The 22,248-nt window shown below is 72.9% G+C and carries 22 protein-coding genes; 9 read left to right on the top strand and 13 right to left on the bottom strand.

The window, feature by feature from the left end; translation table 11 throughout:
• Positions 1-267 precede the first annotated feature (267 nt).
• The 5 genes from VKA29_RS15350 to VKA29_RS15370 all read left to right on the top strand — a co-directional run bounded on the left by VKA29_RS15350 (position 268) and on the right by VKA29_RS15370 (position 6,232).
• A complete protein-coding gene (locus VKA29_RS15350) occupies positions 268-3,315 on the top strand; it encodes a nitrate- and nitrite sensing domain-containing protein (protein ID WP_324786129.1) in 3,048 nt (1,015 codons plus the stop codon).
• Positions 3,312-3,815: a roadblock/LC7 domain-containing protein gene (locus VKA29_RS15355; protein WP_324786131.1), complete on the top strand. Its 504-nt coding sequence runs from the start codon at positions 3,312-3,314 to the stop codon at positions 3,813-3,815. The genes VKA29_RS15350 and VKA29_RS15355 overlap by 4 nt, the downstream gene beginning before the upstream one ends.
• The gene (locus VKA29_RS15360; protein ID WP_324786132.1) at positions 3,812-4,234 is read left to right on the top strand and encodes a DUF742 domain-containing protein; all 423 of its coding nucleotides are present in this window, start codon (positions 3,812-3,814) and stop codon (positions 4,232-4,234) included. Before VKA29_RS15355 ends, VKA29_RS15360 begins: the two co-directional genes overlap by 4 nt.
• Positions 4,215-4,853, top strand: a complete 639-nt coding sequence (locus VKA29_RS15365) for an ATP/GTP-binding protein (protein WP_324786134.1) — start codon at positions 4,215-4,217, stop codon at positions 4,851-4,853. The genes VKA29_RS15360 and VKA29_RS15365 overlap by 20 nt, the downstream gene beginning before the upstream one ends.
• A gap of 125 nt (positions 4,854-4,978) precedes the next feature.
• Positions 4,979-6,232: a styrene monooxygenase/indole monooxygenase family protein gene (locus tag VKA29_RS15370; RefSeq protein WP_324786135.1), complete on the top strand. Its 1,254-nt coding sequence runs from the start codon at positions 4,979-4,981 to the stop codon at positions 6,230-6,232.
• On the opposite strand, the gene VKA29_RS15375 is transcribed toward VKA29_RS15370, so the two are convergent.
• The 4 genes from VKA29_RS15375 to VKA29_RS15390 form a co-directional block, all read right to left on the bottom strand.
• Positions 6,205-7,341, bottom strand: coding sequence for a C40 family peptidase (locus tag VKA29_RS15375; RefSeq protein WP_324786136.1), 1,137 nt, complete (start codon positions 7,339-7,341; stop codon positions 6,205-6,207). The two genes, VKA29_RS15370 and VKA29_RS15375, sit on opposite strands and share 28 nt — an antisense overlap.
• Before the next feature lie 103 nt (positions 7,342-7,444).
• Positions 7,445-7,753: a hypothetical protein gene (locus VKA29_RS15380; RefSeq protein WP_324786137.1), complete on the bottom strand. Its 309-nt coding sequence runs from the start codon at positions 7,751-7,753 to the stop codon at positions 7,445-7,447.
• Between the two features lie 10 nt (positions 7,754-7,763).
• The gene (locus VKA29_RS15385) at positions 7,764-8,417 is read right to left on the bottom strand and encodes a TetR/AcrR family transcriptional regulator (protein WP_324786138.1); all 654 of its coding nucleotides are present in this window, start codon (positions 8,415-8,417) and stop codon (positions 7,764-7,766) included.
• Positions 8,418-9,035: 618 nt separating this feature from the next.
• A complete protein-coding gene (locus VKA29_RS15390; RefSeq protein ID WP_324786139.1) occupies positions 9,036-9,974 on the bottom strand; it encodes a diiron oxygenase in 939 nt (312 codons plus the stop codon).
• 121 nt (positions 9,975-10,095) lie between these two features.
• On the opposite strand from VKA29_RS15390, the gene VKA29_RS15395 reads away from it, so the two are divergent.
• Both VKA29_RS15395 and VKA29_RS15400 read left to right on the top strand, forming a co-directional pair.
• Positions 10,096-11,202, top strand: a complete 1,107-nt coding sequence (locus VKA29_RS15395) for a ferritin-like domain-containing protein (RefSeq protein WP_324786140.1) — start codon at positions 10,096-10,098, stop codon at positions 11,200-11,202.
• Positions 11,203-11,226: 24 nt separating this feature from the next.
• Positions 11,227-12,120, top strand: coding sequence for an ADP-ribosylglycohydrolase family protein (locus VKA29_RS15400; protein WP_324786141.1), 894 nt, complete (start codon positions 11,227-11,229; stop codon positions 12,118-12,120).
• Between the two features lie 75 nt (positions 12,121-12,195).
• Here VKA29_RS15400 and VKA29_RS15405 read toward each other — a convergent pair whose 3' ends face one another.
• The 5 genes from VKA29_RS15405 to VKA29_RS15425 all read right to left on the bottom strand — a co-directional run bounded on the left by VKA29_RS15405 (position 12,196) and on the right by VKA29_RS15425 (position 16,795).
• Positions 12,196-12,774 carry a YrhB domain-containing protein gene (locus tag VKA29_RS15405; protein WP_324786142.1) on the bottom strand — a complete coding sequence of 193 codons (579 nt, stop codon included), beginning with the start codon at positions 12,772-12,774 and terminating at the stop codon, positions 12,196-12,198.
• 74 nt (positions 12,775-12,848) lie between these two features.
• Positions 12,849-14,321, bottom strand: coding sequence for a penicillin-binding transpeptidase domain-containing protein (locus tag VKA29_RS15410; protein WP_324786143.1), 1,473 nt, complete (start codon positions 14,319-14,321; stop codon positions 12,849-12,851).
• Positions 14,318-15,679 (bottom strand): FtsW/RodA/SpoVE family cell cycle protein, encoded by a 1,362-nt coding sequence (locus VKA29_RS15415; RefSeq protein WP_324786144.1) that lies wholly within the window; start codon positions 15,677-15,679, stop codon positions 14,318-14,320. Before VKA29_RS15415 ends, VKA29_RS15410 begins: the two co-directional genes overlap by 4 nt.
• A 43-nt stretch (positions 15,680-15,722) precedes the next feature.
• Positions 15,723-16,142, bottom strand: a complete 420-nt coding sequence (locus VKA29_RS15420) for an SH3 domain-containing protein (protein ID WP_324786145.1) — start codon at positions 16,140-16,142, stop codon at positions 15,723-15,725.
• 146 nt (positions 16,143-16,288) lie between these two features.
• Positions 16,289-16,795: a protein-tyrosine phosphatase family protein gene (locus tag VKA29_RS15425; protein ID WP_324786146.1), complete on the bottom strand. Its 507-nt coding sequence runs from the start codon at positions 16,793-16,795 to the stop codon at positions 16,289-16,291.
• Positions 16,796-16,907: 112 nt separating this feature from the next.
• On the opposite strand from VKA29_RS15425, the gene VKA29_RS15430 reads away from it, so the two are divergent.
• On the top strand, positions 16,908-17,711 hold the full coding sequence (locus VKA29_RS15430) for a nuclease-related domain-containing protein (protein ID WP_324786147.1): 804 nt from the start codon (positions 16,908-16,910) through the stop codon (positions 17,709-17,711).
• A 37-nt stretch (positions 17,712-17,748) separates the two neighbouring features.
• On the opposite strand, the gene ligD is transcribed toward VKA29_RS15430, so the two are convergent.
• A complete protein-coding gene (ligD, locus tag VKA29_RS15435) occupies positions 17,749-18,630 on the bottom strand; it encodes a non-homologous end-joining DNA ligase (protein WP_324786148.1) in 882 nt (293 codons plus the stop codon).
• A gap of 52 nt (positions 18,631-18,682) precedes the next feature.
• Between ligD and VKA29_RS15440 the strand changes: the two genes are divergently transcribed.
• Positions 18,683-19,840, top strand: coding sequence for a Ku protein (locus VKA29_RS15440; RefSeq protein WP_324786274.1), 1,158 nt, complete (start codon positions 18,683-18,685; stop codon positions 19,838-19,840).
• Between the two features lie 31 nt (positions 19,841-19,871).
• Here the strand turns inward: VKA29_RS15440 and VKA29_RS15445 are convergent, their stop codons facing one another.
• The 3 genes from VKA29_RS15445 to VKA29_RS15455 form a co-directional block, all read right to left on the bottom strand.
• Positions 19,872-20,540, bottom strand: coding sequence for a DedA family protein (locus VKA29_RS15445; protein ID WP_324786149.1), 669 nt, complete (start codon positions 20,538-20,540; stop codon positions 19,872-19,874).
• A 136-nt stretch (positions 20,541-20,676) separates the two neighbouring features.
• On the bottom strand, positions 20,677-21,096 hold the full coding sequence (locus VKA29_RS15450; protein ID WP_324786150.1) for a DUF1003 domain-containing protein: 420 nt from the start codon (positions 21,094-21,096) through the stop codon (positions 20,677-20,679).
• 118 nt (positions 21,097-21,214) lie between these two features.
• Complete coding sequence (locus tag VKA29_RS15455) at positions 21,215-22,225, bottom strand: zinc-dependent alcohol dehydrogenase (protein WP_324786152.1); 1,011 nt, start codon at positions 22,223-22,225, stop codon at positions 21,215-21,217.
• Positions 22,226-22,248: the final 23 nt, after the last annotated feature.

The raw sequence follows: 22,248 nt of genomic DNA on the forward strand, positions 1-22,248 counted from the left end.
AATTCGCCGCTCCGGGAATGCGTGGCGGCAAATATTGCCACTGCCCGCCGCAGACGTCCAACCGGCCCGCCGCACAGGACCGGTGCAACGGTCAGAGGAACTTGCCCGCCAACTCCCACCCGATGTTCACTCCTTCGGGTGGCGGGTCAGGTGATGCGCGGCCACCGCCCACCGGCACTGGGAGGGTCGGGGACCGTACCGGGCACACGCGCAGTCGGCACATGCTGACGCAACGTCACCCGGGCCCATGGGTAACACGAGTCAGGAATGCGAGCACCGGTGCAGAAGACGCGGCCTCGTCGCACAGGCAAGCAGACGGACCCCGCAGCGGGCGCGGAGCGCACGCCCGGCACTCCCGACACCGTCACCGGAAAGGGCCGGCGCACCCACGTGCGCAACCGGCTCATCGTCGCCGTGGCGGTCGTGGCGGCCGCCATAGCCGGGGCCGGCGCCCCCGCCGTCCTGGCCGCCTCCGCTCAGCTGAAGGACTCCCAGGACCTGGTGACCCTCGCCGAGCAGACCCAGGACGCCCTCGCCCTCGCCCACGCCCTCGCCGACGAGCGGGACGAGGTGACGTCGTACATCGCCGCCGGGCGGCCCAGGACCAAGGCGCCCACCGAGCAGCGCAGCGCCCGTGTCGACCGGCAGGTCGAGGAACTGCGCGCCGACCCGGACGTCCCCGCCTCGCTGCGCGGCGACCTCGACGGCATAGCCGCCCTGCGCCGGGCCGCGCTCACCGGCAAGAGCAGCGCCCTGGAGGCGCACGACGCCTACTCCGGCGCCGTCACCGAGCTGCACCGGCTCGCGGAGCGGCTGGCCGAGCAGATGCCGCCGCGCGCCGGATCGGGCGCGTACGCCCTCGCCGAGCTCGACTCCGCCGTACAGCAGGCCGCCGCCACCCGCGGGCTGCTGCTGGCGGCGCTGAACGTGCCCACCACCTCTCAGACCGTCATCAGCCCGGTCACCGGCCTGCCCACGACGACCACCACGTCCACGTCCGCCGACGCCAAGCAGCGCGACGCCCTGACCGCCGCCGCGGTCCAGGCCCGCCTGCGCTCCGACGCCGCCCTCGCCGGCTTCCGCGAGAGCGCGGCCAAGGCCGCCCGGACGTCGTACGACTCCACCGTCACCGGTCCCGAGGTGAACTCCGCGGAGAAGTACCTCGCCTCCCTCACCGACCAGCCGACGCTGTCCGACTCCGAACTCGGCACCGGCACCGGGAAGCTCGACGCCGCGCTGTCCGCCCGCATCGACGCGATGCGCGGGGTGGAGTCCGCCCTGTACGAACGCCGCACCAAGGACCTCGCCCAGCTGCGCGACGACGACGTCACCGCGCTGGAGATCCGCATCGCCGTCCTCGGCGCCCTCATGCTGCTCGCCGTCGGCGTCGCCACCGCCATGGCCCGCACGCTGACCCGCCCGCTCGCCGTGCTGCGCCTCGGTTCGGCCCGGCTCGCGCAGGCCGAGGACCCGACCGCCGAGGAACCCGTCAAGTTCACCGGCCGGAACGACGAGTTCGCCCAGGTCGTCCGCTCCGTCAACGCCCTGCACGCGCACGCCGTCGCCCTCCACGAGCGCATCGCCACCCTGGAGGCCGACCGCAAGCACCTGGTCGGCCAGCGGCAGAAGATGGCGGACGCCCGCGAGGAGCTGCGTACCGAACTCGCCGACTCCACCGCCCAGCTGGGGCGGCTGCGGGACAGCATCGGCGGCACCTTCGTCAACCTCGCCCTGCGCACGCTCGGCCTGGTCGAACGACAACTCGCCGTCATCGAGGGCCTGGAGGAGCGGGAGCAGGACCCCGACCGCCTCTCCACCCTGTTCAAGCTCGACCACTTCGCCACGGTCATGCGCCGGCACAGCGAGAACCTCCTCGTCCTCGCCGGCACCGAGCACGTCCAGCAGCACGCCGGTCCGGTGCCGCTCGTCGACGTCGTCCGTGCCGCGGTCAGCGAGATCGAGCGCTACGAGCGCGTCCGCATCGCCGCGCTGCCGCCGCACGCGCACGTGGCCGGATTCGCCGCCGACGACCTGTCCCACCTGCTGGCCGAACTCCTGGAGAACGCCACCGCGTCCACCCCGCCCGACCTGCCCGTCGAGGTCTCCGGCTGGCTCCTGGAGAACGGCGAGGTCATGCTCTCCGTCCAGGACGAGGGCATCGGCATGACCCCCGAGCGGATGACCCGCCTCAACGCCCGCCTCGCCGAGTTCGACCCGGAGTCGCCCTACGACCAGGAGGGCGAGGACGGCCTCGGCCTGGGCCTCTACGTCGTCGCCCGCCTCGCCCACCGGCACGGCGTGCGCGTCCAGTTGCGCGACCAGAAGCAGGCCGGCGTCGCCGCGGTCGTGGTCCTGCCCACCTCGCTGCTGGCGGCCGCGCCGTCGGCCGCCGTGCCGGCGTCCGCCTCGCCCGCACCGGGCTCCGCCGCATCCTTCTCCCTGCCCGGTGCCGACGCCGAGGCCAACTCCAACGTGCTGCACAGCCGTTCCGACTCCGGCGACCCGCTGGTGGCGCTGGCGGAGAAGGCGGTGCGCGAGCGGGGCGACGCGGACGAGGCCGTACGCGGGGAGCGGCCCGCGCCGGATGCGCCGAACGTGACGGACGTGCCCGACGGGCCGGAAGAGACCGCGGAAGGGCCCGCGGAAGGGCCCGCGCACGAGAGCGCGGACCCGGTCGCGCGGGCTGCCGCGGGAGAGACCGCGGGAGAGACCGCGGGAGAGACCGCGGGAGAGGCCGGGGCACAGCGCGCGGAAGCGGCCTCGCGAGCGGCCGGTACCGGCGCCGGTACCGGCGCCGGCGCGGGGAACGCCGGCGCCGCCGAGGGGCCGGAAGCGGTTCGTGAGCGGCCCGCGGAGACCACGATGGAGCTCCTGCTCCCGGCGCCGCCCGAGGAGGAGCCCCCGACCCACACCCACCCCGCGTCCGCCGGTGAAGGCCCGCAGCAGCCGCCCGCCCCCGACGGCGAGGACGGCACGAGCGGAGCCGTGGACGCCGGCCGGCCCGCACCCGGGGAGGGCGACGCCGCGGCGGAACACACCCGTACCGCGGACGAAGAGCCCGTCACCGACAAGGGTCTGCCCAAGCGGACCCCGAAGATCACCGCACCCGCCGAGGTTCCACGCCCCCGGAGCGGTTCCGTCGACGCCGAAGCCCTGCGCCGCAGGCTCGGCGGCTTCCGTCGGGGGGCGGAGGCCGGATACCGCGACGTGACGGCGGAGATCGCTGAACGGACCGGCCGGAACCGGACGCCGGAGACAGCGGAACCCACACCCGAACAAGCCACGGGGGGCACAGTCGAGGAGGCAAGCAGTTGACCGCGCCCAGTACCTTCGGACTGAGCAGTGAGGCCCGTAACCTGCACTGGCTGCTGACCAACCTCGTCGAGGAGGTGCCGGGCATCCAGTCGGTCGCGGTGGTCTCCTCCGACGGTCTGCTGCTGCTCTCCTCGGACCCCGGACGCAACGAGGAGGCCCGGCAGACGCAGGCCGACACGTCCGGCGGACCCCGTGGCTCGGCCGCCGACCTGGCCACCGTCGTCTCCGGCATCGGCAGCCTCACCGTCGGCACCGCCAAGCTCATGGACTTCGGCGGCGTGAAGCACACCATGGTCGCGATGGACGAGGGCAGCCTGTTCGTGATGTCGATCAGCGACGGCTCCCTGCTCGGCGTGCACGGCTCGGCGGACAGCGACATGAGCGTGGTGGCCTACCACATGGCCCTGTTCGTCGGCCGCGCCGGCCACGTGCTGACGCCCGAACTCCGCAGCGAGCTGCGCAAATCCCTGGAGTCGCAGTCCGCGGGGAGCCCCCGATGACCAGTGCGCCGGAGAACAGCAAGCAGCACCTGCCGGTCCGCGGCGGCGACCGCAAGCCCGCCCGCGTCCGTCCCTACTCGCTCACCGGCGGCCGCACCCGCTTCGGCCACGTCCTCCTCGTGGAGACGTTCGTGGCGGCGCTGGAGGCTCCGGAGGAGCGCAAGGAGCTGACGAACGGTTCCCTCACCACCCGGGTCATGCCGGAGATGCGGGCCATCGTCGAACTGTGCCGCCGCATGCGCACGGTGGCCGAGATCGCCGCGCTGCTGAAGATGCCGCTCGGCGTGGTCCGCGTGCTCCTCAGCGACCTCGCGGACCAGGGAAAGATCCGCGTGTACGGCACGGGAACCGGTCACGGCACGGGCCGTCCGGACCGCGCTCTGCTGGAAAGGGTGCTGAGTGGACTCCGCCGTCTCTGACGCCGCCCATGGCGTCTCCCCCCTCGCCGAACCGGACGAGGACCTGAAATCCTGGCAGACGGACCGCACCCGTGCACCGATCGCCACGAAGATAGTCGTGGCCGGTGGCTTCGGCGTGGGCAAGACCACGCTGGTCACCACCGCCTCCGAGATCACGCCCCTGCAGACCGAGGCGCTGATGACCGAGGCGAGCGAGGAGCACGACGACCTCACCGCCACGCCCGGCAAGCTGACCACCACCGTGGCCATGGACTTCGGCCGCATCACGCTCGACGACGACCTGGTGCTCTACCTGTTCGGCACGCCGGGCCAGCAGCGGTTCTGGTTCATGTGGGACGACCTGGTGCGCGGCGCGATCGGCGCCGTCGTCCTGGCCGACACCCGTCGGCTGAAGGACTGCTTCCCGGCGCTGGACTACTTCGAGAGCTGCGGACTGCCGTACGTCGTCGCGGTCAACCACTTCGACGGCAGCGAGCAGTTCGAGCCGGAGGACGTGCGGGAGGCACTCAGCGTCCCCGCGCACATACCTGTCATGATCATGGACGCGCGGCGCCGGATATCGGTGATCGAGACCCTGCTGTCCCTCGTGGCCCACGCCCTGGAGGAAACGCCCGCCTAGTGCCGTCCGGCGTTCCTCCGTCGTACCCGGTCCTTCCACCGCCGTAGTCAGCGTTCCTGGTCGTAGCCAGTCGTACCCAGCCGTAGCCAGTCGTCCCTCCGTCGTACCTAGGAGAGCCCACCCGTATGCGGAAGATACTCGTCGTCGGAGCCGGTCAGTCCGGACTCCAGCTCGCCCTCGGACTGCAGTCCCACGGGTACGAGGTCACCCTGATGTCGAACCGGACGGCGGACGAGATCCGCACCGGCCGGGTCATGTCGACGCAGTGCATGTTCCACACGGCACTGCAGCACGAGCGCGATCTCCAGCTGAACTTCTGGGAGTCCCAGGCCCCGAAGATCGAAGGACTCGGCGTCTCGGTGGCGGCCCCGGGCTCCTTCGAGCCCGGACCGTCCCAGCGCGCGATCGACTGGGTGGGCAAGCTCGACGGGTACGCGCAGTCGGTGGACCAGCGGGTGAAGATGTCCGGCTGGATGGAGACGTTCGCGCAGCGCGGCGGCCAGCTCGTGATCCACGGCGCGGCGGTCGGCGACCTCGACTACTTCTCCCGCGCCTACGACCTGGTGCTGATCTCGGCCGGCAAGGGCGAGCTGGTGCAGATGTTCGGCCGGGACGCCTCGCGCTCCCCCTACAGCGAGCCGCAGCGCGCGCTGGCGGTGGCCTACGTCCACGGGCTCGGCCCGCGTCCGGAACACCCGGACTACGACGCCGTCCGTTGCAACCTGGTGCCCGGCGTCGGCGAGATGTTCGTCATGCCGACCCTCACCACGTCCGGCCGCGCGGACATCCTGTTCTGGGAAGGCATACCCGGCGGCCCGCTCGACGTCTTCAACGGCGTCAAGGACCCGGCCGAGCACCTCTCCCTGACCCTGGAACTCATGGAGAAGTTCCTGCCCTGGGAGTACGCGCGGGCCACCAAGGTCGAGCTGACCGACGCCGGCGGCACCCTCGCCGGCCGCTACGCGCCCACCGTCCGCCACCCCGTCGGCCGGCTGCCCGGCGGCGGGCTGGTCCTCGGCGTCGCGGACGTCGTCGTCGCCAACGACCCGATCACCGGGCAGGGCTCCAACTCCGCCTCCAAGTGCGCGGCCGCCTACCTCGCCTCGATCATCGAGCACGGGGACAAGCCGTTCGACGAGGAGTGGATGCAGGCCACGTTCGACCGGTACTGGGACACCGTCCAGCACGTCGTCAAGTGGACCAACACGATGCTCGCGCCGCCGCCGGAGCACGTGCTGAACCTGATCGGCGCCGCCGGGCAGCTCCAGCCGGTCGCCGACCGGTTCGCCAACGGGTTCAACAACCCGGCCGACTTCGAGAACTTCTTCTACGATCCGGAGAAGACGGAGGCCTACCTCGCCTCGGTCACCGGGGCCTGATCGGGGGCCTGATCGGGGACCTGGTCCTGGTTTCGGGCAGGAGTTCGGGCAGGGGCCTGATCGCCGTCCGGGCGTACGGCGCCGAGGATCGGGTACGACGCGACCGGCGAGACCTCGACCCGCTCGCCGGTCCGCGGGGCCTCGATCACCTTCCCGTCCCCCAGGTACATCGCCACGTGCGTCGCCTCGGGGAAGTAGACCACCAGGTCGCCGGGGCGCAGCTCCGTCAACGGGACCCTCGGCAGCCGCGCCCACTGCTCCTGGCTGGTCCGGGGGATGGGCCGGCCTGCCTGTGCCCAGGCCTGCGCGGTCAGGCCCGAGCAGTCGTACGACTCCGGTCCCTGGGCGCCCCACTCGTACGGCTTCCCCAGCTGCTCGGTGGCGTAGCGCAGGGCCCGGTCGCCCTCCGGCGAGGCGTCGCGCTCGGGGCCCAGCGCCCCGGACGCCGTGAGGTGCCGTTGCGCCTCGTCGACGTTCTCTGCCTCCAAGTCGCGCAGGTCGCCGAGCTGTTCGGGAGTGAGGGAGGCGATGGCCCGCTCCACGTCGTGGAGTTTCGCGCGTACGGCGTCGCGCTGCTTCTGCTGCCGCGCGGCGAGGGTGAGCTGGTCGTCGAGGGCCTTGCGGGCCTTGCGGGCCAGGTCGTCGGCCTTCTTCTCGGTGCCGGTGAGGCGGCCCACCGTCTCGGCGCGCTCCCGCGCCAGCCGGCCGATCACATGGCCCTGGTCCAGGGCGTGCTGCGGGTCGCGGGCCAGCAGCAGCCGTACGTAGGGGGAGATGTCCGTGCTGTCCTGGTACTCCTGCCGGGCGAGACGGCCCGCCGCGCCCCGGCTGTCGTGCAGGCGGAGGCGGGCCCGGGCCAGTGCGCCGTCCAGGCGGACCACCTCGGCGCGCTGTCTGCGCAGCTGCTCGGCGGTGGCGTTGTAGGTCTCGGTGGCCTGCTCGGCCTGCCGGTAGCGGGCTTGAAGGTCCGTCAGCAGTTCGGCGACGGTGCGGTCGCCGGGTTCGGGCGCGGGCGTGGGCGCGGGCGTGGCCGTGGCGGGCAGCGGTGCGAGGGCCGTGCCGACCGCCGTCGCCGCCGTGCACACCAGGCGCAGAAGCCTTCCTGACACGTCATCACCTCCGGGGTGGGGTGGCCCCTCCACCCCGCATCGCGAGCTTCGGACGTGTGCGGCGGGTCCGCGCGCCGGGTGTGCGCGCATCGGCGCAAGCGCGTCACCCGTCGGTGTCGTCGGGGGTGGCGTCCGGCGTGGTGTCTCGCGCGGGGGCCGGTTTCGACCACGGCCACTTCAGTCCTGCCCGGTGACCGGGGGCGTACTCGTACTTCCAGCCCAGGGTCAGGCCCAGCCGCTTGCTGTGGCCCCGGGGGACGCGGCGGTAGACCAGCACGGTGGGCGGGCCGCCGTCGGGGTCCGGGACCGGGATGCGGTACGTCTTGGGCGGGTGCCCGGTGGGGCCCACCAGCACGGGCAGCACGCGGCCGTCCATCGGGCCGCCCTCGAAGGGGGTGTCTTCGCTCTTCACGCGACCAGTGTCAGACATCCCCGGCCAGGGTCCGCACCAGCGCCGCGGTCTGCGCGTCCCGGGACGCGGTGACCGTCAGGACCGCGGCGAACTGCTCGACGAGCCAGTCGCGCAGTTCGTCGACGGGCGGCTGCTTGTCCTCGTCCAGCCAGATCAGGGAGGCCGCCTCGACCGCGGTGATCCACATCCGGACCGTCATGCGCAGTCGCGGGCCGGGGTCGGTGACGTCCAGGTGGCTCAGGATGTGCTCGGCGGCGGCCCGGCGTACGCCGTCCACGATGGCGGTGGTGCGGGACGTCGAGACGACGCTGCCGCCCTGGAGCAGCGCGCTGAAGCCGGCGTCGTGCTGGTCGACGAAGGTGAGGTAGCGGTCGAGGGCCCGGGCGAGACGGGGCAGGAGCGGGCCCTCGCGGGGCTCGTCGAAGCACTCCCGGAGTTCGTCGGCGGCCGACCTGAGCGCGGCCTCGTACAGCTGCTGCTTGCCGCCGGGGAAGTAGCGGTACACCAGGGGCCGTGACACCCCGGCCGCCTCCGCCACGTCGTCCAGGGACACGTCCTCGGGGGCGCGGTGCGCGAAGAGACTCAGCGCGGCCTCCAGGAGCTGGCTGCGGCGTTCCTCGACGCTGAGGCGGCGGTAGGCGGGGGTGGGGGCCGAGGGGGTCATGGACCGCAGCGTAACCGGACGTCCGGGTGGTGGGTGCCTGCGGCGGCCTGCGCGGTTTCGGGGGGCGGGGGGCGGGGGGCGGGGGGCGGCTGCGGTGGCTTGCGCGGTTCGGCGGGGGTGCGTTGTGCCTGCGGCGGCATGGCGCGGGGTGCCTGCGGCGGCCTGTGGCGGTTCGGTGGGGGTGCGGGGTGCGGGGTGCGCGGTCGCGGTTCGGTGCGGGTGCGTGGTGGGTCGGTGGGGGCGCGCGGTGCCGGTGCGTGGTGGGGTGCCTGCGGCGCCTGTGGCGGGTCGGTGGGGGCGCGTGCAGCGCGGGTGGTGGGGGGTGGGTCGGGGCCGGGGCGGGGGTGTCCGTCCTCGGAACGGCGCGGAATCGGGCGTTCGAGAGGTGCTGGGGCTGACGCGCCAACCGCTGCGGGCGAACACCCCCGCCCCGTCCCCTTCCCGCCGTACGCGGCCGCGGGTCGCGCGCCCGCTCGGGCGCGGTTCACCGCCGTGGGCGGCTGCGGGTCGCGCGCCCGCTCGGGCGCGGTTGATCGCTGTGGGCGGCTGCGGGTGGCGCCTCCGCTCGGGCGCGGGTCCGCGATGGTTCGGACGCTGCTTGCCGGTGTGGGTGGCTTGCTACGCCAGCAGGCCCGACGACTTCCACAGGCGGCGGCCCACGCCGCGCAGGACGCCGATGTCGTCCAGGAAGTCCGTCAGGCGCTTCGCGCCGGTCTGCATGACCTCGCGGCGGTGGGCGCTGGCCTTCACCTGTGCCATGGCCTCGCGCTTGTCCAGGCCCACGTTCGTGTAGACGTCGGGGTTGATGAAGGCGACGGAGAAGACGCGGGCGAACTCGCCGGAGGTGACGCGGGTGAACTCCTGCGACCAGCGCGGGGCGGTCACCATCTGGCGGCGCAGTTCCTCGCGGGCGTAGCGGACGTGGCGGGCCTCCTCCACGACGTGGATGCGGGTGACGCCCCGGATGAGGGTCTGGACGCGCTCGTCCGGGAAGGTCAGGCGCTGCATCCAGTCCAGGACCTCCTCGCCGAGGAGGGTGGCGGTGAAGGAGCCGGGCGTGGTGGAGACCGTCTTGAACAGGCGGCCCAGGTGCTGGTGCGTCCGGCTCACCGGGTACCAGGGGGTGTCGCCGTGCGAGATCAGGCGGGCGAACATCTTCGAGTGCCGGCACTCGTCCTCGATCTCGGTGAGGGCGTAGCGGACGTGGGCGCTCGTGGCCGACTTGTCGTAGATGTGCCGGACCAGGAGCTGCATGAGGATCAGCTCGAACCAGATGCCGAGCGAGGCCAGGGACGCGGCCTCGTGCTGGGAGAGCAGGATGCGCTGTTCCTCGCCCATCCGCTTCCACATCGGCGTGTCGTACAGCGACACCAGCTCCGGCGGCCAGAACCACTTGCCCTCCTCGAAGGGCGCGTCCCAGTCCAGCTCCTTGTCCGGGTCGAAGGAGTGCTTGGCGGAAGAGGCGAGCAGCCGCTCGGCCACCTGCTCCCGGTCCTTGAGCAGCCCGAGCGCGTCGCGCAGTCCTTCGAGCGCGTCGGCTTCCGTCAGGGTCGTCATCGTTCCTCGCTTCGTTACCGGCGGTCACATCGCTTCTTATGAGACTGCCTGTCAGCAAGCTCGTCAATCCCCCGCGCGCGACTTGTTGACCCCGCGTCTACCGCGTGTGAGCCTGCGAGACATGCCGACATACGAGCTGTACGCCAAGGACCCCGGAGACTCCCTCTGGCAGGTGCCGGCGAGCGGCGCGGCCCGATTCAGCTGGGAGTACGACGACGGCCGTGACCGCCTGCTCGCCCTGTACCAGAAGGGCAAGGACAAGCAGTGGGACGGGCAGCGGCGGATCGACTGGGACCTGGAGGTCGATCCCTGCGATCCGCTGGGCACGCCGGACGAGGCGATGACCCTGTACGGCACCAGATACTGGTCGAAGTTCACCGAGCGGGAGAAGGGCGAGCTGCGCAAGCACTACGCGTCCTGGCAGTTCAGCCAGTTCCTGCACGGTGAGCAGGGCGCGATGGTGTGCGCCGCGCGGATCGTGGAGTCCGTGCCCGACCTGGACGCCAAGTTCTACTCGGCGACCCAGACCATGGACGAGGCCCGGCACGCCGAGGTCTACGGCCGCTTCCTGCACGAGAAGATCGGCATGCTCTACCCGATCAACGACAACTTGCGGTCGCTGCTCGAGGACACCCTGCGGGACTCCCGCTGGGACATGCCCTACCTGGGCATGCAGGTGCTGATCGAGGGGCTCGCGCTGGCCGCCTTCGGCATGATCAGGGACACCACGGACAAGCCGCTGCCCAAGCAGATCCTCGCCTACGTCATGCAGGACGAGGCCCGGCACGTCGCCTTCGGCCGCATGGCGCTGCGCGACTGCTACCGGCAGTTGAGCGACGCCGAACTCCGGGAACGGGAGGAGTTCGTCATCGAGGGCTGCTACCTGATGCGGGACCGGCTGCGGGGCGTGGAGGTCCTGGAGAACTTCGGCATTCCGCGGAGTGAGGCGGAGGAGTACAGCGAGCGGTCCGAGTTCCTCGCGCTGTTCCGGCAGCTGTTGTTCTCCCGGATCGTGCCGTGCGTGAAGGACATCGGGCTGTGGGGGAAGCGGCTCCAGCAGGCGTACGTCGACATGGGCGTGTTCGAGATGGGCGACTCCAACCTGGATCTGCTGATGGCCCAGGACGAGGAGATCGCGGAGCGGCTGGACGCCGAGCGGTTCGCGGCGGAGGAACGGGAACGCGTGGCGGAGGTGGAGGAGACGATCGAGGCCGGAGCCGAGGGCTGACGGCGGCCGTGGGAGGCTGACCGGATGACGCCGACGCACCGTGCCGCCGCCCGCCGCAGCCTGGAGGGCCTGTCCCTCGGCGACGCGTTCGGCGAGCGCTGGTTCCCCCTCTTCCGCGACCCGCGCCAGGCCTACGAGGAGGTCCGCGCCCGGCGCACCCCCCCGGAACCCCGGTGGCACTGGACCGACGACACGGCGATGGCGCTGGGCGTCCTGCGGGTCCTCGACGAGCACGGCGAGATCCGGCAGCGGGACCTCGCCCTGGCCTTCGCGCTCGGCTACGACGCCGATCCGGCCCGCGGTTACGGCCACGGCATGCACGAGCTGCTGCCCCGGCTGCTGAAGGAGCCGGACCGCTGGCCGGAGCTGGCGCGCGGGCTGTTCGGCGGTGAGGGCAGCCTGGGCAACGGCGCCGCGATGCGGGTGGCGCCCCTCGGCGCCTGGTTCCACGACAGCCTCCCGCGCGTCGTCGAGCAGGCGGTCCTGTCCGCCGAGGTCACCCACGCCCACCCGGAGGGCGTCGCCGGGGCGGTGGCCGTGGCCGTGGCGGCGGCGCTGTCGGCACGGCACGAACTGACCGTGGCGGCCGTCGCCGCGCTCACCCCGGACAGCGCGGTGCGGGACGGGCTGCTGCGCGCCGCCCGGCTGCCCTTCGCCACCGAGCCCTGGAAGGCCTCCGACCTGCTCGGCAACGGACAGCGCGTCCGCGCCGACGACACCGTGCCGTTCGCCCTCTGGTCCGCCGCCCGCCACCCGGACGACCTGACCGCCGCCCTGTGGACCACCGCCGAGGGCTTCGGCGACGTCGACACCACGTGCGCCATCACCGGAGGCGTCGTCGCCGCCCGGACCGGCGCCGACGGCGTCCCGCCCGAGTGGCTGCACCGCCGGGAGGCACTGCCCGGAGCGTCCGGCTAGAACGCGGCCGGGCCGTTTCGTCGTGGCAGGAACGGGACCGGGTGCGCGATCGGCTTGCCGACCGGCTTCTTTCGGTCACCCCTCGGGTCTGTGAGGGATTTCCGCCGCGCTCAGAATCGTCGTCACCGCGAATACCGGGTCGAGAGGCTCCACGAGCTCTTCGGTGGCGACGGCCACGAGACGTGCGGGTGCCTCACCGTCCAGCAGAGCGCCGACGTATTCGATGGCCTCCGCGGGCGAGAGCACGGGCAGCCTCTGGCGCAGCGTCCGCACGGCGTGCATGCGTCCGCGCGCGGCGGCGACTTCGCCGAGCGCGTCGTGCAGATCGTCCACCGCGGTGCGCACCGGCAGCCCACGTATCCGGGCTCGATGGTCGGCCTCCCACTCCCCGGTCTTCGCGGAGACGACGCCGATCCGGTGCAGTCCGCCGTCGACACGGTCGACCAGGTACGGCCCGTTGCCTGCCAGCATGAACGCAGGGTTCCGGGTGCGTACGAACTCCTCGGAGGTCCAGGAGACGATCCACACCAGCTCGTGCTCCTCGACGTCGACCACGGCCATCCGCATCGCGTGCACGTCCGCGGCCCGCCACTGCTGGTAGTCGCGCTCCAACTGGTCCTCGACAGCCCGAACGGCGGCCTCTCGCTCGATCACGCGTGCAGCCTCCCGCACGGACCCCTCGCCCGGCCAGCGCATTCGCACGGCCCGGGGTGGCGTACCGGGTGCCCCTAGAGCTGGTCCGGGCGGGAGTGCAGTACCGCTTCGGTCACCGCGCGGGCGATCGGCGCCGCCATCCCGCCCCCGGTGATCTCCCGCCGCCTCGCCGACGCGTCCTCCACGACCACCGCGACCGCCACCCTCGCCTCCGGGTCCCGCTCACCCCGGGCCCAGGAGACGAACCAGGCGTACGGCGTCCCGGCGTTGCCGAGACCGTGCTGGGCGGTGCCGGTCTTGCCGCCGACGACCGCGCCGGGGACGGCCGCGTTCCGGCCCGTGCCCCCGGCCACGACGTCCTCCATCAGCTCCCTCAGCCGGGCGGCCGTCGTCGGCCGCATCGCCCGGCGGGCGGGCCGCGGGGCGGTCTGGGACACCAGGCCGCCGTCGTGCGTCGTGGTCCGCCGCACCAGGTACGGCGGCCGCACCAGCCCCCCGTTCGCGACGGCCGCCGCGACCATCGCCATCTGCAGCGGTGTGGCCCGCGTGTTGTACTGGCCGATCGACGACAGTGCCAGCTGCGCCCGGTCCACCGAGGTGTCGAAGGTGCTCGGCGACACGGAGAAGGGGATGCGCAGCGCCGGGTCGTCGAAGCCGAAGGCCGACGCCGTCCGTGCCATGGCGGCCCGGCCCACGTCCACCCCCAGCTTGGCGAACACCGTGTTGCACGACCGTACGAACGCCTTCCGCAGCGAGGCGTCCGCGCAGCCGTCGGACTCGTTGGTCAGCGAGGTCGAGGTGCCCGGCAGGGTGTACGGGTCCGGCGAGCGGGTCGGCGCGTCGAGGTCCACGGCCACGCCCGCGTCCAGCGCGGCGGCGGCGGTGACCACCTTGAACGTCGAACCCGGCGGATACGTCTGCCGGACCGCCCGGTTCAGCAGCGGCTTGTCCGGATCGGCGTTCAGCCGCGCCCACGCCCGCGCCGTCGACGCCGCGTTCCCGGACAGCACCGCGGGGTCGTACGACGGGGACGACACCAGCGCCAGCACCCGGCCCGTCGCCGGCTCGATCGCCGCCACCGCGCCCTTGCGCCCGGCGAGCCCCTCGTACGCCGCCTGCTGCGCGGCCGGGACGAGGGTGGTGACGACGTGCCCGCCCTGGCTGCGGGCGCGCGTCAGGTCGCTCCACAGCGGCAGCGGCGCGAGCAGCGGATCGGTGCCGGACAGGACGCCGTCCTCGGTGTGCTCCAGCAGCGTCGTGCCGTACCTCTGCGAGGCGAACCCGGTGACGGGCGCGTACAACGGGCCGTTGGTGTACGTGCGTTCGTAGCGGAGCTGCTCGCCGGAGTCGCGGGAGCCGGTGACCGCCTCGCCGCCGACCAGGATGTCGCCGCGCGGCTGGCCGTAGCGGGCGATCGTCGGGCGGCGGTCGGCCGGGTTGCCGTCGTAGGAGGGGGCCTGGACGAGCTGGACGCGGGCGGCGTTGACCAGCAGCGCCACCAGCAGCAGGGCGCAGAAGAGGGCGGCGTGGCGGATGTGGCGGGTCACGGCGCCGCCTGCGGTTCGCGGGGGCGCCGGGCCGAGTCGCTCAGCCGGATCAGCAGTGCCGCCATCGCCCAGTTGGTGACGACCGACGAGCCGCCCTGCGCGAGGAACGGCATGGCCATGCCGGTCAGCGGGATCAGGCCCGTCACCCCGCCGGCGATCACGAACACCTGGAGGGCGATGATCGAGGAGACACCCACCGCGAGGAGCCGGCCGAAGGCGTCCGGGGTGGCGAGGGCGGCCCGGTAGCCGCGCTCCACGAGCAGGCCGTACAGGATGAAGATCGCGGACAGGCCCGCCAGGCCCAGCTCCTCGCCCGCGGTCGCCAGGATGAAGTCCGACTTGACGGCGAAACCGACCAGGACGGAGTGGCCGAGCCCCAGTCCGGTGCCGAGGACGCCGCCCGCGGCGAAGGCGAACAGCGACTGCGCGAGCTGGCCGGGGCCCCGGCCAGCCTCGATGGAGGCGAACGGGTGCAGCCAGTCCTCGACCCTGTCGTGCACGTGCGGCTCCAGCATGCCGACGGCCACGGCGCCCAGGGCGGCCAGCAGCAGGCCGACCGCGATCCAGCCGGTGCGGCCGGTGACCACGTACAGCAGGACCACGAACAGGCCGAAGAACAGCAGCGACGTGCCCAGGTCGCGCTCCAGGACCAGCACGCCGACGCTCACCAGCCAGACGGTGAGGATCGGGCCGAGGGCCCGGCCGGTGGGCAGCCGCAGCCGCCAGACGCGGCGGCCCGCGAACGCCGGCCCGCCCTGGTCCGAGGCCAGGTACGCGGCGAAGAACACCGCCAGCAGCACCTTCGCGAACTCGCCCGGCTGGATGGAGAACCCGGCGACCCGGATCCAGATCCGGGCGCCGTTGACCGGCGGGAACAGGATCGGCAGCGTGAGCAGCAGCAGCGCGGCGACCACGCAGCCGCGGGCGTGGCGCTGCAGGAGGCGGTGGTCGCGCAGCAGCAGGACGGTCACGGTGAACAGGGCCACGCCCAGCGCGGACCACACGAGCTGGGCGGGGGCCGCCGGCCCGCCCGGGGTCTCCAGGTCGAGCCGGTAGATCAGGACCAGCCCGAGGCCGTTGAGCAGCACGCCGATCGGCAGCGGCAGCGGGTCGGCGTACGGGGCGCGCAGCCGCACCGCGAGATGCGCCAGCAGCGCGAGCACGCCGAGCCCGGCGCCGTAACCGGCGGCGCCGGGCGGGACGGCGCCGTGCCTGGCGAGCCCGACACCGCAGTAGCCGCACACGGACAGCAGTACGGCGACGACGATGAGGGCGAGCTCGATGCCACGGCGCCGGGGGAGGTGCACCGCGGGGGCGGGATCATCCGTCCGCTTCACGGTCGTTCCGGCGTTGATCATGTCCGGAACCTACCCAAATAGTGCCTCTTGTGATCTCCGGGACTCAGCACCAGCGTGGTGGGGCCCCGATCACGTCGATGAAGCGCGCCGCCCCCCAGGCCCACGTCCCGTCGGGGAGGAGGTACCAGAGCCGGTCGCCCTGGACGCTCTCGCCCGTGGTCTTGCAGAAGATCGACACGTGTTCGCCCCGGTGGGCCACGCGGATGACCTGGCTGCCGCGGTTCGGCGCGCTGCGCAGCAGCAGCGTGCTCGCGGTCACCACGCCCCGGGCGAACCGGTCGTGCCGGCCGCCGTCGTACTGGCCGCCGCTCTGGTCCTCGTACTGGCCCTCGTACTGGCCGCTGCTCTGGCCGTCGTCCTGGCCCCAGTCGTCGGCGAGGGCGGGGGTGGCGACGGCCGACGTGACGAGGGCGCCGGCGGCAGCGGCTATGGCCAGACGCGCGAGGGGGGAACGCAGGGACATGGCGATACCTCCGTGGATGTGGATGGAAGCTGACTGATCGCCACATTAGGAGGGGAGCGATCCGGTCGCCCGTCACGCTGGGCCATAGGAGCGCGCCGGTCCGTGACGGGCTGGGGACCGGGTTCGGTGCGGGGGCGGTCGGCCCGTCACTCGGTGAGTTCCTCCAGCAGCCGCGCCGTCGCCAGCCCGGCGCGCAGGTACTCGACGAAGAGGTCGTTGTGCAACGCCCACGGCGAACGGCGGTCCCGGATCAGCCGGATCGCCTCGTCCGTGGAAGCCCCGCGCCGTACCAGGGCGTGCGCGACGACCAGCCCCGAGCGGTTGTACCCGTGGAAGCAGCGGACGAGGATCTTCCGGCCCTCCTCCAGCGCGTCGCCCGCCGCCTGCGCCAGGCGCATCACGCCCGCGAGCTGGGTGCCGTCCAGCGGGCCGTCCGGAATCGGCCACACATGGTGCTCCACGCCCGGATCGGGCCCGTGCCCCGGCAGCCGCAGCAGGGTCTGCACCAGGTCGAAGTCGTCCCGCACGACGGCGAACTCCACCTGCCCGGAACGCCCCCTGAACTCGTGCCCGCCCATCCACAGACCGGGCACGATCTCGTTCCACGGAGCGTCCGGAGCCGGTACGTCGGGTTGCTTCCTGCTGCTGCGCAACAACGCCTCCCCAACATGCCCGTCCGTAACATGCCTCCAGCGCCTCTCCAAGGTAACCGGGTTCTTGCCCCTGGAGCACCCCGCCTGTTCCCATGGTCGAGGGGTGATGAGCATGAGCGGACTGCGCGTCATACCGACCTGGCGACACGGCCAGGAACGTCTCTACGTCTGCCTCCAGGACGGCCGGAACATCGCCTGGTACGACCGGGAGGCGGCCCGGGTCAACCTGCTCGCCGACGACCGGAGACAGGACGTCCTGGAGGTCCTGGGCCCCTTCCTCACCGGTTCGGTGACGGTCGGCCCGCCCCCGGTGCCGACCCCGGCCGAGCTGGCCCGGCTGTCCCTCCACCCGGACGACGACCTGGCACCCAACCGCCCCGGCGAGGCGCTCCTGGTCGACCTGGACCGTGACCCCGGCCCCCCGCACCGGTTCCGCCCCGACCCCCGCCGCAAGGCGCTCGCGGCCGAGCAGGCGGTGGGCGAGGCCCTGGACCGGCTGGACGGCGCGGGCTGGCACGCCCTGCACTCGATCCCGCTGCCGGGCGGCGACCGCATCCACCACCTCGCGATCGGCCCCGGCGGCCTGTTCGCCGTGCGCACGCTGCCCGCCCGCAAGCAGCGGGTGACGGTCGCCGACCCGACGGTGGCCGTGGGCCGCCGCGAGCCCCGGCCGCTGCTGCGCCGGGTGCGCGCCGACGCGGGCCGTGCCTCCTACGCCCTGACCGCCGAGGTCCGCCCCGTCCTCGCCCTGGCCGGCCCCGCCGAGGTCTCGGTCCCCGTCCCCCTCCGGGGGGTCCGCGTCGTCACGGACGCGGACATCGAGGAACTGGCCCGCCTGGGCGGCATCCTCAAGCCGGCCGACGTGGAGGCCCTGCACGCGATGGCCCGCGACCGGCACACGTGGACGCGGGTGTGACCGGGCGCTGACCCGGCGGCCGGGCGCGCGCTGCGCCTCAGGGCAGGCTGCCCGCGCGCTCCGGCTCCAGCAGCGGGGCGAGCAGGTCGCCGTAGTCCTGTACGCGGGGTGCGATGTCCGGCGCCCGGAAGGTCAGCTGTGCGGGCGCGCCGCAGTCCTCGACCTCGCGCCAGGTCACGGGCGCGGACACGGTCGGCTCGGGCCGGGCCCGCAGCGTGTAGGGGGCCGCGGTGGTCTTGCGGGCGGCGTTCTGGCTCCAGTCGACGAACACCTTGCCGGGTCGCAGGCTCCGCGTCATCCGGTGCACCACGAGCCGGGGCATGGCGCGCTCGGCCTCGACGGCGAGCCGTCTGGCGTAGTCGCTCACCTGTTCCGAAGGGGCCGGCGCGACCGCCGCGAGCAGGTGCAGCCCCTTCGATCCGGAGGTCTTGGCGAGGGCCTCGATCCCGTCCGCCGCCAGCCGCTCCCGCAGCCACAGCGCGACCTCGCAGCACTGGACGACGTCGGCGGGCGCCCCGGGGTCGAGGTCGAAGACGATCCGGTCGGCCACCCCCGGCGTGCCGACGGGCCACTGGTGGGTGTGGAACTCGGTGACGAGGTTCGCGGCCCACATCAGGCTCGCCAGATCCTGCACCAGCACCATCCGTACCGGTCCCTCCGACCGCGGCACCTCGGCGGTGGTGACCCAGCCGGGGGTACCCGGCGGCACGTTCTTGGCGAAGAAGAGCTGCCCGTCCGGCCCGTCGGGATACCTCAGGAAGGAGACGGGCCGATCACGCAGATGGGGGAGCAGGACGTCGGCGGTGGTGGCGTAGTAGTGCAGCATCTCGCCCTTGGTGAAGCCGGTCGCGGGGTACAGCACCTTCTCCAGGTTGCTGAGCGCGACCCGTCTCCCCTCCACCTCGGTGATAGGCGTCATACGATGAGAATCTCACGCAATTGGTGACCAATGGTGCATGACGACCGAAAGGATGCTGCACGTGAGATCCATCTGGAACGGCGCCATCTCCTTCGGTCTGGTCAGCATCCCGATCAAGCTGGTGAACGCCACCGAGCACCACTCGATCTCCTTCCGCCAGATCCACACCGAGGACGGCGGCCGCATCCGCTACCGCAAGGTCTGCGAACTGGAGGACCGCGAGGTCACCCAGTCGGAGATCGGCAAGGCCTACGAGGACGCGGACGGCTCGGTCGTCCCGATCACGGACGAGGACCTGGCCCACCTGCCGATCCCCACGGCGAAGACGATCGAGATCGTGGCCTTCGTCCCCGGGGACCGCATCGACCCGCTCCAGATGGACGCGGCGTACTACCTGGCGGCGGGCGGTGCCCAGGCCGCGAAGCCGTACACCCTGCTGCGTGAGGCGCTCAAGCGCAGCAACAAGGTCGCCGTCGCCAAGTTCGCGCTGCGCGGCAAGGAGCGCCTGGGCATGCTCCGGGTGGTGGGGGACGCGATCGCCATGCACGGCCTGCTGTGGCCGGACGAGGTCCGCGCCCCCGAGGGCGTCGCCCCCGACGCGAAGGTCACGGTGAACGACAAGGAACTCGACCTCGCGGACGCCCTGATGGACACCCTCGGCGAGATCGACCTGGAGGACCTGCACGACGAGTACCGCGAGGCGGTGGAGGAGGTCGTCGCCGCGAAGGCGGCCGGCGAGGCTCCGCCGGAGGCCCCGCGACCGGCCGCGGGCGGCAAGGTCCTGGACCTGATGGCGGCGCTGGAGAAGAGCGTCAAGGCGGCGAAGGAGTCGCGGGGCGAGCCGCAGGAGAAGGCCGGCACGGAGACCGGAGGGGAGGCCGGAGGGGAGGCCGGCACGGAGACCGGAGCGGAGACCGGAGCGGAGACCGGAGCGGAGACCGAGGAGGAGGCGGACGCGGAGGTCACGCGCCTGTCGGCCCGCGAGGCGACGCGCGCCACCCCGAAGGAGACCGGCGGCAAGAAGTCGACGTCCGCGGCGAAGAAGACCGCGGCGGCCAAGGAGACCCCGGCGAAGTCGGCGCGGGGCACGAAGAAGACGGCGGCGGCCAGGAGCACCGCCGAGAAGACGGCCGCCCGGTCCGCCTCGGCCAAGGGCGGCGCCAAGAAGACGGCGGCGAAGAAGGCCGCGCCCCGCAAGCGGTCGGCCTGACCGGCGAAGCCGGTCCGGACCCTCGGGGTGGTCAGGCCGTCCCGTCGGCGGGCCGGTGACGATCGTCCGCCCGGCCCTCCCCCTCCTCGTCCCCGTCCTGGTCCCGGCGCCGGCGGCGGACCCGCCAGACGACGAGAGCCACGACGACGGCCACCGCCGCCAACAGGGCGAAGGTGCCTCCGACCAGGCGCTCCGCCCGCTCGTAGGCGGCGCCCGCGCCGTAGCCGAGGAGGGCGTTGCCGACGCTCCAGACCAGCCCGCCGAGGGCGTTGTAGAGCAGGAAACGGCGGTACGGCAGGCCGGCGACACCGGCCGTGGCCGGCACCAGGGACCGCAGCAGGGCGACGAACCGGCCGATGAACACGGCGGCCGGACCGCGCCGCCGCACCAGCTCCCGCGCGTGGTCCACGTGCCGGGCGCGCCGCCGCAGCGGCCTGCTGTGCAGAACGGGGGGCCCGAGGCGACGCCCGACCTCGTACCCCACGCTGTCCCCGGCGACCGCCGCGAACACCACCACGGCCATCAGCAGCCGCAGGTCGACGACGCCCCGGCCGGCCAGCACCCCGCCGACGATCACGGCGGTCTCGCCCGGCAGCACGAACCCGAAGAACAGGGCGTCCTCGGCGAACACGAGCGCCGAGACCACGGCATAGACCAAGGGCCCCGGCAGCCCGGTGAGCCAGTCGACGACGGAACGCATCTCCCGCACCTTCCCGGCGGCGGCCCCGAACGGCCCCCGTCGTGAAGGAACGAGTACCCCCGTACGCCCATACATCCGCGCACCCGTGACCGCAACCGCAGACACTGGGGGCGGGAGTGGTCACCGGCTGCGTCGGTCAACGCACGACGGGGTCCTCGTCCTGCTGCTCCTCCAGGAGGCGGCGGTGCAGTTCCTGCGTCATGGCGTGGATCGCGCGGGTCAGCTCGGTGTTGGTCTTCAGCTCCAGTTCCTGCTCGACGAAGTCGTGGTCGGCCTTCATCTGCTGGAACGCGGCCTGCCGGTTCTGCCCGATCATGACGAACGTGGACAGGAAGATGGCCTCCAGCGACACCACCAGGGTCAGCGAGGGCCAGGGGCTTCCTTCGAGGAACAGCATCCACACGGCGAAGCCGACCGCGTGCACGTAGACGAACGGCATCGAACCGGCGAACCGGGTGATGGCGTCGGCGACGCGCAGCTGGACGTCCTCCGCCCGCTTCAGGCGGTGCGCCACCACCGCCGGGTGATGCCGGTCCGCGCCGCGCGGCTCGCCCATCTCAGCACCTTTCACACAGCGGGGCGGACGCCCCGGCAGTCCCCGCGGGTCCGGCACGCGCGAGCGGCGCCGGCTGGGAAGCTCCGGCGCCGCCTCGCGTGGACTCGGGCAGGGAGGGTCACATCTCGAAGACGATACGCGCCTTCACCCGGCCGTCCAGGACGTCCGCTATGGACTCGTTGACCGACTCCAGCGGCCTGGTCTCGTAGATGACCTTCGTCCGCCCGGCGGCGTGCAGCTGGAACACCTCGTCGAGGTCCTGGCGGGTGCCGACGATGGAACCGATGACGGAGGTGCCGTTGAGCACGGTGTCGAAGATCGGGACCTGGATGGTGCCGCCGGCCGGCAGGGCGACCATGACCAGCTTGCCGCCGCGGCGCAGTCCGCCGTAGACGGCGGCGAACGCGGCCTCGTTCACCGCGAGCGCGACGGCGGCGTGCGCACCGCCGTGCCGCTTCAGCACCTCGGCGGGGTCCTCCTTGCGGGCGTCGATCAGGATGTCGGCGCCGAGTTCCCGGGCGAGTTCGAGCTTGTCGTCGGTGACGTCGATCGCGGCGACCGTCGCCCCGGCGATCTTCGCGTACTGCACGGCCAGGTGACCGAGTCCGCCGACGCCGGAGATCGCCACCAGCTGGGCCGGCCGCACCCCCGCGACCTTCAGCGCCTTGTACGTGGTCACGCCGGCGCAGGTCAGCGGGGCGGCGTCACGCGGGTCGATGCCGTCGGGAACGAGGGACGCGAAGTCGGCGGGGGCCAGCATCTTCTCGGCGTACCCGCCGTCGCGGCCGTAGCCGGTGTTGATCTGCTGCTCGCACAGCGTCTCCCAGCCGGACAGGCAGTGCTCGCAGCGCCCGCAGGCCCAGCCGAGCCACGGCACGGCCACCCGCTGCCCGACGGCCAGATGCGTCACGCCCTCACCGAGCGCCTCGACGATGCCGACGCCCTCGTGACCGGGGACGAACGGCGGCTTCGGCTTGACCGGCCAGTCCCCGTGCGCGGCGTGGATGTCGGTGTGGCACAGTCCGGAGGCTTCGAGACGAATGCGGACCTGACCGGGGCCGGGCTGCGGGTCCGGCCGCTCCTCGATCACCAACGGCTCGCCGAACGACCGGACCACTGCTGCCTTCATCACAAGCTCCTCAAGGGCTGTTC

The organism is Streptomyces sp. H51, assembly GCF_035656535.1.
GTDB lineage: Bacteria > Actinomycetota > Actinomycetes > Streptomycetales > Streptomycetaceae > Streptomyces.